The sequence below is a fragment of the Micromonospora tarensis genome (genome assembly GCF_016803395.1).
GTDB lineage: Bacteria > Actinomycetota > Actinomycetes > Mycobacteriales > Micromonosporaceae > Micromonospora > Micromonospora tarensis.
The window spans coordinates 51,230-64,115 of sequence record NZ_JAEVHL010000008.1; the positions used below are offsets into that span (position 1 = coordinate 51,230).

The window sequence follows — 12,886 nt, forward strand, 5'->3', positions numbered from 1 at the left end:
GCCGCGATAGGCGTCTGGGGTGGGCACCCGGCGTCCACGCAGGCAGCTTTCCGCCACCACCAACCTCGACCCACGGCGCCCTTCCGTCGCCAGGAGCGGGGCGGCAGCTTCGTGGCTCCCGCCACCGACCTGACGGGGCACCACCTGGGAGCTGACCAGGCAACACCCGCACGCCATCTTCCGCACCACCCGTCACCGTCCCTTGGAGGTTCCCATGCCACCGCCGCTCAGCCGCCGCCATCTGCTCCAGGCCGCCGGCGCCACAGTGGTGCTCTCCGCTACCGGCGCCGCTGTCACCCCCGGCAGCGCGGGTGCGGCCGTCGTACCGCCAGCCCGGGCCGACATCGGGGTCTCGGCGTACGCGTTCGACCTCGGTCAGGTCCGGCTGACCTCCAGCCGCTGGATGGACAACCAGACCCGAACGCTCAACTACCTGCGGTTCGTCGACGTCGACCGGATGCTCTACAACTTCCGGGCCAACCACCGGCTGTCCACCAACGGCGCCGCCACCAACGGTGGCTGGGACGCGCCGAACTTCCCGTTCCGGACGCACATGCAGGGGCACTTCCTCACCGCGTGGGCGTACGCGTACGCGGTGCTGGGCGACACTACCTGCCGGGACAAGGCCAACTACATGGTGGCCGAGATGGCCAAGTGCCAGGCCAACAACTCCGCCGCCGGGTTCGGCGCGGGTTACCTGTCCGGCTTCCCGGAGTCCGACTTCACCGCCCTCGAGGCCCGGACGCTGTCCAACGGCAATGTGCCCTACTACTGCATCCACAAGACCCTCGCCGGGCTGCTCGACGTCTGGCGCTACATCGGGAACACCCAGGCCCGTACGGTCCTGCTGGCCCTCGCCGGCTGGGTCGACACCCGGACGAGCCGGCTGAGCTCCAGCCAGATGCAGTCGATGCTGGGCACCGAGTTCGGTGGCATGAACGACGTGCTCACCGACATCTACCAGCAGACCGGCGACAGCCGGTGGCTGACCACCGCCCAGCGCTTCGACCACGCCGCCGTGTTCAACCCGCTGGCCGCCAACTCCGACCAGCTCAACGGGCTGCACGCCAACACCCAGGTGCCCAAGTGGGTGGGCGCCGCCCGCGAGTACAAGGCCACCGGCACCACCCGCTACCGGGACATCGCCAGCAACGCGTGGAACATCACCGTCGGCGCGCACACGTACGTCATCGGCGGCAACAGCCAGGCCGAGCACTTCCGGGCGCCCAACGCGATCGCCGGCTACCTCAGCAACGACACCTGCGAGCAGTGCAACACCTACAACATGCTCAAGCTGACCCGGGAGCTGTGGCTGATCGACCCGAACCGGACCGACTACTTCGACTTCTACGAGCGCGCGCTGACCAACCACCTGATCGGTGGACAGAACCCGGCCGACAGCCACGGCCACATCACCTACTTCACCCCGCTGCGGCCGGGTGGCCGGCGGGGTGTGGGCCCGGCCTGGGGCGGCGGCACCTGGAGCACCGACTACAACTCGTTCTGGTGCTGTCAGGGCACCGGCCTGGAGATCAACACGAGGTTGATGGAGTCCATCTACTTCTACAACGGCACGACGCTGACCGTGAACCTGTTCACGCCGTCGGTGCTGACCTGGTCGCAGCGCGGCATCACGGTCACCCAGAGCACCAGCTACCCGGTCAGCGACACCACCACCCTGACCCTGTCCGGAACGATGAGCGGCTCGTGGAGCATCCGGGTGCGGATCCCGGCCTGGACCAGCGGCGCGACGATCGCCGTGAACGGCACGGTGCAGAACGTCGCCGCCACCCCGGGCAGCTACGCCACCGTCACCCGCAGCTGGGCCGCCGGGGACACCATCACCGTGCGGCTGCCGATGCAGGTCACGATGCGGGCCGCCAACGACAACAGCTCCGTGGCCGCCGTCACCTACGGCCCAACGGTGCTCGCCGGCAACTACGGCAACACCGCGCTGAGCGCCCTGCCGGCCCTGACCGTCAGCTCGATCACCCGGACCAGCACCAGTTCGCTCGCGTTCACCGCCAGCGCCAACGGGTCCACTGTGAACCTCGCCCCCTTCCAGGACGCGCACGGCTACAACTACACCGTCTACTGGAACACCGGCGGTGGCGGCAACACCGGCGGCAGCTACCGGCTGGTCAACGTCGGCACCGGGCTGGTCCTCGGCATCCAGAACATGTCCACCGCCGACGGTGGGCTGGCCGTGCAGTGGGGTGACACCGGCACCGCCGACCACAACTGGGTGATGGTGACCGACGGCAACGCGGTCCGGTTCCGCAACGTCAACAGCGGCAAGGTGCTGGGTGTGGAGAACATGTCCACCGCCGACAACGCCCGGGTCCTGCAGTGGGCGGACAACGGCACCGCAGACCACCGGTGGATCCTGGTGGACAACGGCGACGGGACCTACAAGATCCGCAACGTCAACAGCAACAAGCTGCTCGGCATCCTGAACGGGTCGACCGCCTACGGCGCGCAGGCCGTGCAGGATCCGGACAACGGCAGCGCGGACAACCGTTGGCGGCTGGTCCGCAACGCCTGACATCCACCCCGCTCGACGTCTCACCGGCGCGGCCGATCGACCGGCCGCGTCGGTGACGCCGGGCGGGTGGACGGCGGCGGTCGTACAGTGGAGAGGGTCCTGGCCCCCGTGAACCAGGCGGACGTGCCGGCTCGTGCCGCGCCTCCGCCCGGAAGGAGCACAGTGAACCGCCCCCTCCGCACCGCGCTCGGCGGCGCGCTGACCGCCGCCCTGCTGACCTCCCTCGCCGTCACGCCCGCACAGGCGCACCCCGCGGCGCGGCCACCGGCCGTCCTCGCCCTCCCCGACGGGTTCCAGCCCGAGGGCATCGCCACCGCCGGCCGGTACGCCTACTTCGGCTCCCGCGCCACCGGCGCCATCCACCGCGTCGACCTGGTCACCGGCCGGGGCACGACGATCGGCGCGGCCACCGGCACCCCGTCGCTCGGCCTCAAGGTCGACAGGCGCGGCCGGCTGTTCGTCGCCGGCGGCACGGCCGGCGACGCCCGGGTGCTCGACACCCGCACCGGCGACGTGCTGGCCCACTACCAGTTCGCCACCGCCCCGACGTTCGTCAACGACGTCGTGTTGACCCGCGACGCCGCGTACTTCACCGACTCGAACCGCCCCGTGCTCTACCGGCTGCCACTCGGTCGCGGCGGCACCCTCCCGCCCGCCGACGCGTTCAGCACGATCCCGCTGACCGGCGCGTACCAGCAGGTCGGCACCGGCGTGAACCTCAACGGCATCGTCACCACACCGGACGGCCGGGCCCTGATCGTCGTGCAGTCCACCACCGGCACGCTGTACCGGGTCGACCCGCGACCGGGGTGAGCACCCCGGTGGACGTGCCCGGTCACACCTTCACCAACGGCGACGGCCTCCTGCTGCTCGGCCGCACCCTCTACGTCGTGCAGAACCGCCTCAACCAGGTCGCTGTGGTGCGGCTGAACCACGCCGGCACCGCGGGCACGCTCACCAGCACCATCACCGACCCGAACTTCGACGTGCCCACCACCGTCGCCAAGGCCATGGGCCGGCTCTACCTGCCCAACGCCCGGTTCACCACGCCACCGACCCCGACCACCCCGTACACGGCCGTCGCGGTCCGCGCGCACTGAGCGACCGAGGGGGTACGCCCACCGCGCGTACCCCCTCGGCCACGCGCGGCACCGGCCGGCGATCGACCGCCGGTAAAGTCACCGACACCCCGGCGACGACTGTCGCCCCGTGCACCCGGAGTCCGCGTGGCCGTTGATCCGTACCGATTTCCGCGCCGCGCCCTGGCCGTCGTGTGTCTGATCGCCGCCGCCGGCCTGCCCGCCACACCGTCGATGACCGGCCCGCCCGGCGGCGACGGGTCGCGACCCACGGTCCTGCGGGTGCTCCAACTGAACCTCTGCAACAGCGGTCGGGCCGGCTGTTACACCGGCCGGGCGGTGACCACGGCCGCCGAGGTGGTCAGCGTCGAGGTGCCCGACCTGGTCACCCTCAACGAGATCTGCCAGGACGACGTGGCCGTTCTGCGCCGGGTGTTCGAGGCCGTCCACCCTGGTCGGACCGTCGTGTCCGCGTTCCGGGCCGCCCCCGACCGGCCCAGCGGCGACGACACCCGGTGCCGCAACGGCCAGCCGTACGGCGTCGGGCTGCTCACCCACCTGCGGACGCCGAACACCCGGCACACGGTGTACGGCGGAGTCCACCCGACGCAGGACCTGGCAGACCCGGAGGTACGCGCCTGGCTCTGCGTCAACGTCGAGGGCACAGTGCTCGCCTGCACGACGCACCTGGCGGCCACCGGCTACCGGGTCGCGCTCGCCCAGTGCGGCCACCTGCTCGACACGATCCTGCCGACGATCAGCCGACGCGCCGGGTACCAGCCCATCGTGCTGACCGGCGACCTCAACCTCCGCGCCGGCGGCGACCCGGACGTGCGGTCCTGCACCCCACCGGGCTACCAACGCGTCGACGACGGCCGGCTGCAACACCTGCTGGCCACCACCGACATCACGCTCTGTTGTCGCAGGTCGGTGCCCACCCGCGGGGCCACCGACACCCCGGGCTGCTGGCCACCCTCACCATCGACAGGAGCCGGCCCGGTCGCCCGTCGACCTGAACCTCCCCGCACACACGACCACGGCGGACCGGTCGCCCCGACGTCAGCGGGAGGTGTCCCGGCGGGACGGGAACGGGGTACCCGGCCGACCGAGCGTGGAGCGGGCCCGCAACCCGACCGGGTCCGGAGCGGGGGTGGACGGCTCGGCCGCCTGGTCCAGGACCCGCCGCCCGTCCAGGTACGCGGAGGCGGCCCGATCGTCGTCGGTCGGGCCGGCGAGCAGGGCGTAGAGCAGGCCGACCACCCCGAAGATGACCGCCAGCATGATCGGCACCAGCAGGGTGCTCACCCCGGCCCCGCTCACCTCCGCCGCCCGTTCGTGGCGGTGCACGGACAGGGCGCTCATGCCGGTGAAGTGCATCCCGTTCACGGCGACACCCATCACCAGGGCCGAGGCGAAGATGGCCAGCCCACGCCGGACGGTCATCGCGAGCCACAGCGCGACGGTCGCCGCCACGACGGCGATGACCACCGAGAGCACCACCCGGTCGGTGTCGTAGCCGAGGCTGCCGTTGAGGCGCATCGCGGCCATCCCGGTGTAGTGCATGGCGGCCACCCCGGCGCCGGTGAAGACGCCGCCGGCGATCAGTCGGACCGGATTCAGCCGACCGGTGCCCACGATGGCCAGGCCGATGCCGACCGCCACCACGGCGATGGCCGTGCTGGCCACGGTCAGCGGCACGTCGTAGCGGATCCGGGCGTTCTGCACGGCGAAGCCGAGCATCGCCATGAAGTGCATGGCCCAGATGGCGGTGCCACCCAGCGCCCAGGCCGACAGCAGGCCCCACCACGCCCGCTGGCCACTCGTGCGCGCGGTACGGATGCGTCCGGCACAGATCAGACCGAGGATCGACCCGAGCACGGACAGCGCGTAGCTCAGCGCGGGCGTGATCCACCCGTACTCAAAGTGATTGATTTCCGCCACGGCGGCTTTCTCCCCATTCGTTACCGGCGCGTCAACAAGACGCCCTGGCAATGATCAGGGGTGCCGTGATCAGGTGCGATAGCACCCCCGGGCTATCCGAGGGGTGCCGTCGCGGTGACCGTCAGCTGCGTCGATTCGCCAGCGGCCATCACTGAACGTAACGGTCAGGCCGAGGTGTGGTACGCCAGTACGCCCCGGTTGATCGCCGCGATCGCCTGTCGGGCGGTGGAGCGCAGCTCCGGTGCCGCGCCGCCGGAGTCGGCGAGCTGACCGAGCAGATCGACGACCTGGCGGGCCCACCGGACGAAGTCACCAGCGGGCATCTCACCGTCGATCTCGTGCCCGCTGCCGAGCACCTTGGCCAGCGCCTCACCCCGCGCCCACCGGTAGACCGGCCAGGCGAAACCGAGATCCGGCTCCCGGGTCGCGGTCAACCCCCGCGCCGCCTCGTCGGCCTCGATCTCCCCCCACAGCTTCAGCGTCTCGTCGACCGCGTCGGCGACCGGGCCGCGCGGCAGCGACGCCCGCTCGTCGACGTCGCGGCGCGCCTCGAACACCACCACCGACACCGCGGCGGCCAACTCGGCCGGGGACAGCCCGTTCCACACCCCCCGGCGCAGACACTCGGCGACCAGCAGATCCGCCTCGGTCCAGATCCGACCGAGCATCCGACCGGCGTCGGTGACCGCGCCGTCGCGGGCCAGGTAGCCGCGCTCGGTCAGCAGCGCCACGATCCGGTCGAACGTGCGGGCGAGCGACCCGGTCCGCCCGCTGACCCGCTGGCGCAGCTCCTCCGTGTCGCGCTCCAACCGCCGACGCCGCTCCGCCCAGCGGGCGTGCTCCTCCCGCTCCGGGCAGGCGTGGCAGGGGTGACGGCGCAGCTCGGTGCGGAGCTGGGTGATCTGGTGGTCCTCGCCGCTCACCTGCCGGGAACGGCCACCGCGCCGCCCGCCGTGCCGGTCCAGACCGGTGCCGCTGACCTCCGCGGCGAGATCCCGCCGGGCGGCCGGTGACCGGTGGTTGAAGTGCTTGGGCACCCGGATCCGGGCCAGCACCTCCGCCGGAGTGGTGAAGTCGCCGGGGCTGACCCGCCCGGCCCAGCGATCCTGGGTGAGCACCAGCGGTCGGGGTTCACCGAACCCACCGGTCGCCGGGTCCAGCACGACGGCCAACCCGGCCCGCCGGCCCGACGGCACCCGGATGACGTCGCCGACCCGCAACCGCTCCAGCGACTCCACCGCGGCGGCCTTGCGCTGGGTCTGCCCCTGCCGGGCGATGGCCTTCTCCCGGTCGGCGATCGCCACCCGCAGTGCGAAGTACTCGTCGAAGTCACCGTGGTGGCAGGCGGCGTCCGCGCCGTACGCCTCGATGGTCTCGGTGTTGCGCTGCACCTGCCGGGCCAGACCGACCACCGACCGGTCCGCCTGGAACTGGGCGAACGACGACTCCAGCAACGCCCGGGCCGGCTCCGCGCCGACCGTGCCGACCAGGTTCACCGCCATGTTGTACGAGGGTCGGAAGCTGGAGCGCAGCGGGTAGGTGCGGGTGGAGGCGAGCCCGGCCACGTGCCGGGGGTCGGTCTCCGGGGACCACACCACGACCGCGTGCCCCTCCACGTCGATGCCCCGGCGGCCGGCCCGTCCGGTGAGCTGCGTGTACTCCCCCGGGGTCAGGTCGACGTGCGCCTCGCCGTTGTACTTGACGAGGCGTTCCAGCACCACGCAGCGGGCCGGCATGTTGATGCCCAGCGCCAGGGTCTCGGTGGCGAAGACCGCCTTGACCAGGCCGCGGACGAAGAGTTCCTCGACGACCTCCTTGAACACCGGCAGCATGCCGGCGTGGTGCGCGGCCAGGCCCCGCTCCAGGCCGTCCAGCCACTCCCAGTACCCGAGGACCGACAGGTCCTCGCCGGGAATGGCGGTCACCCTGGACTCGACGACCCGCCGGATCTCCGCCCGCTCCTCGGGCGAGGTGAGTCGCAGCCCGGCGGCGAGACACTGCTGCACCGCGGCGGCGCACCCGGCCCGGCTGAAGATGAACAGGATCGCCGGCAGCAGCCCCTCCCGGTCCAGCCGGTCGACGATGTCCGGGCGCAGCGGGCCACGCCAGCGTGGGCCACGTCGGCCAGCACCGGGCCCCGCGCTGCGGCCCTCACCCAGCTCCAGCCGCCGCGCGGTCTCCCGGGTGTAGCGCAGCAGCTCCGGATGCACGTCGTGCTTGCGGGCCGCGTCGGCGTCGTGGAACAGGTCGAACATCCGCTTGCCGACCAGCATGTGCTGCCACAACGGCACCGGACGGTGCTCGCTGACCACCACGGCGGTCTCACCGCGTACGGTGACCAGCCAGTCGGCGAACTCCTCGGCGTTGGAGACGGTCGCGGACAGCGAGATCAGGGTGACCGAGGCGGGCAGGTGGATGATCACCTCTTCCCACACCCCACCGCGGAACCGGTCGGCGAGGTAGTGCACCTCGTCCATCACCACGTAGGCCAGCCCCTGGAGGGTGCTGGAGCCCGCGTAGAGCATGTTGCGCAGCACCTCGGTGGTCATCACCACCACCGGCGCGTCGCCGTTGATCGCGTTGTCGCCCGTCAGCAGGCCGACCTGGTCGGCCCCGTAGCGGGCGACCAGGTCGTGGTACTTCTGGTTGGACAACGCCTTGATCGGAGTGGTGTAGAAGCACTTGCGCCGGGCCGGTCGGGTCGACGCGTCGGCGGCGGGTGCCGGGTCGTCGGGCCGCCCGCGCAACGCCAGGTGTACGGCGAACTCCCCGACCACCGTCTTACCGGCGCCGGTGGGAGCGCAGACCAGGACGCCGCTGCCCCGCTCCAACGACTGGCACGCCTCCCGCTGGAAGTCGTCGAGGTCGAACCCCAGATCGAGGGCGAACTCGTCCAGCGCCGGAAACTCGGAGGCCTGTGCGGCCCGGCGGCGCGCCGCTGCGTACCGCTCGGCGGGGCTCGACATGGCACCAAGATTAGTGCGTGCGGGGCGGCGTCACCCCACAAGGCCGTCCGGAGGGGCCGTCGGGGGCGGTCGGTAGGGTGCACGGCGTGCCGGACCATGCCGAACCGCCCAAGACCAGTCCGCCGGGCAGCACCGACCGCCGGGCGTCCCGACGCCCGGTGAAGGCGGTGCTCTTCGACTTCCACGGCACGCTGGCACAGGTGGAGGAGCCCCGGCAGTGGGTGCGCGAGGCCGCGGCCGCCTGCGGGGTCACCCTGGACCAGGTCCGGGCCACCGCGCTGGCCGACCGGCTGCTGACCGCCGGGCGCGCCGGTGGCCCACTGCCGGCGCGGGTGCCACCCCGACTGGCCGAGCTGTGGGCCGACCGGGACCTCTACCAACACGCCCACCGGGGCGCGTACACCGGGCTGGCCGAGACCGTCGACGCGGGCATCGAGGGCTTCGCCGACGCGCTCTACGAGCGGCTGCTGAGCGCCGAGGGCTGGCTACCGTACGCGGACACCGCCGCCACGCTGCGCGCGTTGCGCGACGCCGGGATGCCGGTCGCGGTGGTCAGCAACATCGGCTTCGACCTGCGGCCGCACTTCGACACGTGGGGCTTCACCGACCTGGTCGACGCGTTCGTGCTCTCCTACGAAGTCGGGCGCTGCAAGCCCGACCCGGCGATCTTCTGGCGCGCCTGCGGCATGCTCGGCGTCGACCCCGAGCAGACACTGATGGTCGGCGACACGCCGGCGGACGCGGGCGCGGTGGCCGCCGGCTGCTCGGTGCTGTGCTCCCGGCAGCGACCCGGGCCGGGAGAACGGCCTGGGCGCGGTGCTCGATCTCGCCCTGCCCGGCTGACCCGCACTCCGCCCGCCGCGTAGGCCGGCGGCGACGGGCGGCGGGCAGCGCGACCGTCACCCACCTCAACCCATCCAGATCTTGGACAGTTTCCGTCAGGAGCTAACGGAAACTGTCCAAGATCTCACCAGGTTGCGGTACGTCGGCGGCGCGGCCGGCGAGGTCAGGACCTCAAGGCCAACGGACCAGCGGACCCCACGCCACTACGTGACCGATCAGCCAACCAGCGAACCCATCGCGCGGCACCGCCGACCACGTCCGCACGGCACCGGCCGACCAGACACCGGGTGCCAGCGACCGACCCGGAACCGGCGCTGCCGACCTACGGCATCAATCGTCGGCGCCGTCAGTCGCCACACCACGAACCCTTTCACCGCCAAGATCGCGCAAGATCCTGGTTGTAGTGGCCTTCGGCGCGGTCCGAGACCACTGGAACAACGATCGAGCACGATCTTGGCGGCGACGTCAGCGAGCCCGCCGGGCTCGGCAAGGCGGAACCGTGGGGCCGCCGGGTGGTGGCGGCGGATCCGCTACGGGCGTGCGCGGGGTCACGGGGTGGGTACCGCCTCGGCCGGGCCGCCGCGCAGCGCCTACCGTCCTGCGCGTGACGGAAACTCTGCAGCCCACGCCACAGCCGGTCCGGACGCGACCGCCCGGCGCGGTGGCGTCGCCGCCGTGGGGCTGGTGCTCGGCGGGGCCCTGTCGGTGCAGTTCGGCTCCGCCGTGGCCGCGCTGCTCTTCCCGCGTACCGGAGTGGCCGGCGCGGTGACCCTGCGACTGACCATCTCGGCGGCGCTGCTGCTCGTCGTGTGCCGGCCCCGGCTGCGCGGGCACGACCGCTCGGCCTGGCTCGCGGCGGGCGCGTTCGGGTTGGCGCTGGCCGGCATGAACTCGCTGTTCTACCAGGCCATCGAACGCATCCCACTGGGCCCGGCGGTGACCCTGGAGGTGCTCGGCCCCCTCGCGTTGTCGGTGTTCAGCGCCCGTCGACCGGCCAGCTGGGGTTGGGCGGGGCTGGCCCTGGCCGGAGTGGTCCTACTCGGGCAGGGGGGCTTCGACCGGCTGAACCCGGCCGGGGTGGCCTTCGCCTTCGGCGCCGGAGCCATGTGGGCCGCGTACATCGTGCTGAGCGCCCGGGTCGGCGACCGCTTCCCGGGCGTGGATGGTCTGGCCCTGGCCCTGACCCTCGCCGCGCTGGTCACCCTGCCGCTGGGCATCCTCGACGGCGGCGCGGCGCTGCTCGACCCGTCGGTGCTGACGCTCGGGGCCGCCCTGGCGGTGCTCGCCTCCGGGCTGCCCTACACGCTGGAGCTGCTGGCGCTGCGGCGGATCCCCACCGCCACCTTCGCGGTGCTGATGAGTCTCGGCCCGGCCGTCGCCACGCTCGCCGGTTGGCTGGTGCTCCGGCAGGCGCTGACCCTGCTGGAGTGCGCCGCCATCGTGCTGGTCATCGCGGCCAGCATCGGCGCGGTGCGGGTCAACGTAGCAGCCGCACGGCGCCCGGAACGGCGCTGATCGTCACCGGCAGGTCCAGGGAGCGTTCCCCGTCGGCGTACGTGGTGATGCCCTCGGCGGCCAGCTCCACGGTGCGGGCCCGGAAGCTGCGCACCAGCGGATGGTCGACGTGGGTGCCCTGGTAGATGCGCGGCTTCACCCGGATCAGGGTCCGCCGGTCGACCCGACCCGCCACCACCACGTCCAGCAGCCCGTCGGTCGGGTCGGCGTCGGGGCAGATCCGCATCCCGCCGCCGTAGCTGGGGCAGTTGCCCACCGCCACCAGCACCGCGTCCAGCTCGTGCGGCACCCCGTCCAGGCGCAGCGTGTAGCGGCGGGGCCGCAGCCGGGCCAACTCGACCAGGATGGCCAGGTCGTACCGGCGCTGACCGCGCGGCCAGCGCATCCGGTTGGCCCGCTCGTTGACGATCGCGTCGAACCCGGCCGCGAGGACCGCCCCGTACCAGCGCTCGGTGCCGTCGGTACGGGTCATCCGGGCCAGGTCGACGGCGCTGCTCCGGCCGGCGCGCAGCGCCCCGGCGATCACCGCCACCGCCGTGAGGGGGTTGGCCGGGAAGTCGGTGTCGAGGGCGAAGTCGTTGCCGGTGCCGGCGGGGACCGGGCCGAACGGCACGTCGGTGCCGGCGACCGCCTGTAGCGCCCGGTGCACCGTGCCGTCTCCACCGACGGCCACCAGCGCGCCCGCGCCATCGGCCACCGCCCCACGGCACGCCGCCTCCGCCTCGGCGGGACTGGACGCCGGCAACAGCCGGATCGGTCGATCGGCGGCGGCCAACCCGTCCAGCAGCCGGGGCAGCAGCGCCCGGTGCCGACCCCGAGCAGCGGTCGGGTTGGCGAGCACGGCGACCGGGCCGGGCCGGTGGTCGTCTGCGGTCACGGGCAGCACCGTACCGGTCGGACACCCCCCGTTCACCAGGGGCAGGCGCGGTCACTTTCAGTCCCGTGGTCGGCGCGGCCGGTGAGGCCCGGACAGGCCGACGCCGCCCCCGGGAACCGGGGGCGGCGTCGGCAGGAGGAACAGTGCGCGCCGGTCAGGTCATGTCGTCGTAGCGTCGCTCGATCGGCGCCGGTGGAGCGATCGGATCGGGTACGCCGATCGGCGTGCTCGCGTCGACCCGCTGCCCCGCCACGACCGGGTCCGCGTCGAACTCCAACGGCGACACCTCGTCGTCGTCGATGCCGGCGTAGATCTCCTTGCCCCGGCCCCGCCGCTTGTCGTTGAGGAACGCGATGCCCACCGCGCCGAAGTAGAGCGCGGACAGACAGATCGCCAACGCGGTCATCCCGAACGGGTCCGGGGTGGGTGTCACCACGGCGGAGAACGCGAAGAACACGAAGATCGCCACGCGCCACCAGCTGAGCAGCCGCTTCGCGCTGGCGATGCCCACGAAGTTGAGCATCAGCACCAGCAGCGGGAACTCGAACGCCACCCCGAACAGCAGGATCAGGTTGGTGACGAAGGAGATGTACTTGGTGATCTCCAGGGTCGTGCTGATCTCGCTGTCCGAGATGCTGAGCAGGAACTCCAGGCCCTTGGCCGTCACGAAGTACGCCAGCACCGCGCCGGCCGCGAACAGCGGCGCGGCCAGGGCGGTGAAGAAGTACGCGTAACGCCGCTCGTGCCGGTGCAGGCCGGGCGCGATGAACGCCCAGAGCTGGTAGAGCCACACCGGCGCGGCCACGATCAACCCGACCCAGAGCGCGACCTTCAGGTTGAGCAGGAACAGGTCGGCCGGGCCGAGCTGGACGAACTCACACTTGCCCTCGACATACCTGGCCTGCGGCAGGTCGCAGTAGGGCTGCTGGAGCAGGTGCAGCACCGGCTCGGCCAACCAGATGCCGAAGCCGAAGCCGACCAGGATCGCCACGGAGGCGCGGAACAGACGGTTGCGCAGCTCGCGGACGTGCTCGATGAGCGTCATCGAACCGTCGGCGGCCCGCTCGAAGGTGCTCGGGCCGCGCTTGCGTAGTGCGAAGGCCACGGTGGTGGGGCCCTT

General features: G+C 72.3%; 9 protein-coding genes and 1 pseudogene. 5 read left to right on the top strand and 5 right to left on the bottom strand.

All coding sequences use genetic code 11. The features are described 5' to 3' along the window. The first annotated feature begins 214 nt into the window (after positions 1 to 214). The 3 genes from JM949_RS03315 to JM949_RS36360 all read left to right on the top strand — a co-directional run bounded on the left by JM949_RS03315 (position 215) and on the right by JM949_RS36360 (position 3,645). The gene (locus JM949_RS03315; protein WP_203146985.1) at positions 215 to 2,545 is read left to right on the top strand and encodes a beta-L-arabinofuranosidase domain-containing protein; all 2,331 of its coding nucleotides are present in this window, start codon (positions 215 to 217) and stop codon (positions 2,543 to 2,545) included. 162 nt (positions 2,546 to 2,707) lie between these two features. Next, positions 2,708 to 3,358, top strand: a complete 651-nt coding sequence (locus JM949_RS03320; protein WP_238432488.1) for an SMP-30/gluconolactonase/LRE family protein — start codon at positions 2,708 to 2,710, stop codon at positions 3,356 to 3,358. After that, positions 3,355 to 3,645 carry a hypothetical protein gene (locus tag JM949_RS36360; protein ID WP_238432489.1) on the top strand — a complete coding sequence of 97 codons (291 nt, stop codon included), beginning with the start codon at positions 3,355 to 3,357 and terminating at the stop codon, positions 3,643 to 3,645. The genes JM949_RS03320 and JM949_RS36360 overlap by 4 nt, the downstream gene beginning before the upstream one ends. Positions 3,646 to 3,947: 302 nt before the next feature. On the opposite strand, the gene JM949_RS03325 is transcribed toward JM949_RS36360, so the two are convergent. The 3 genes from JM949_RS03325 to JM949_RS03335 form a co-directional block, all read right to left on the bottom strand. Next, positions 3,948 to 4,199, bottom strand: coding sequence for a hypothetical protein (locus JM949_RS03325; RefSeq protein WP_203146986.1), 252 nt, complete (start codon positions 4,197 to 4,199; stop codon positions 3,948 to 3,950). 484 nt (positions 4,200 to 4,683) lie between these two features. After that, a complete protein-coding gene (locus JM949_RS03330; protein ID WP_203146987.1) occupies positions 4,684 to 5,565 on the bottom strand; it encodes an MHYT domain-containing protein in 882 nt (293 codons plus the stop codon). 164 nt (positions 5,566 to 5,729) lie between these two features. Beyond that, positions 5,730 to 8,531 (bottom strand): DEAD/DEAH box helicase, encoded by a 2,802-nt coding sequence (locus JM949_RS03335; protein WP_203146988.1) that lies wholly within the window; start codon positions 8,529 to 8,531, stop codon positions 5,730 to 5,732. 86 nt (positions 8,532 to 8,617) lie between these two features. On the opposite strand from JM949_RS03335, the pseudogene JM949_RS03340 reads away from it, so the two are divergent. Together JM949_RS03340 and JM949_RS03345 are read left to right on the top strand one after the other, a co-directional pair. Then, positions 8,618 to 9,374: pseudogene (locus tag JM949_RS03340) on the top strand (HAD family hydrolase). Between the two features lie 675 nt (positions 9,375 to 10,049). Continuing rightward, entirely contained in the window at positions 10,050 to 10,889 is an 840-nt protein-coding gene (locus tag JM949_RS03345; protein ID WP_309231984.1) for an EamA family transporter, read from the top strand. Here JM949_RS03345 and JM949_RS03350 read toward each other — a convergent pair. After that, entirely contained in the window at positions 10,852 to 11,775 is a 924-nt protein-coding gene (locus JM949_RS03350; RefSeq protein WP_203146990.1) for a diacylglycerol kinase family protein, read from the bottom strand. The genes JM949_RS03345 and JM949_RS03350 overlap by 38 nt on opposite strands. A 145-nt stretch (positions 11,776 to 11,920) precedes the next feature. After that, on the bottom strand, positions 11,921 to 12,871 hold the full coding sequence (gene tatC / locus JM949_RS03355; RefSeq protein WP_203146991.1) for a twin-arginine translocase subunit TatC: 951 nt from the start codon (positions 12,869 to 12,871) through the stop codon (positions 11,921 to 11,923). Positions 12,872 to 12,886: the final 15 nt, after the last annotated feature.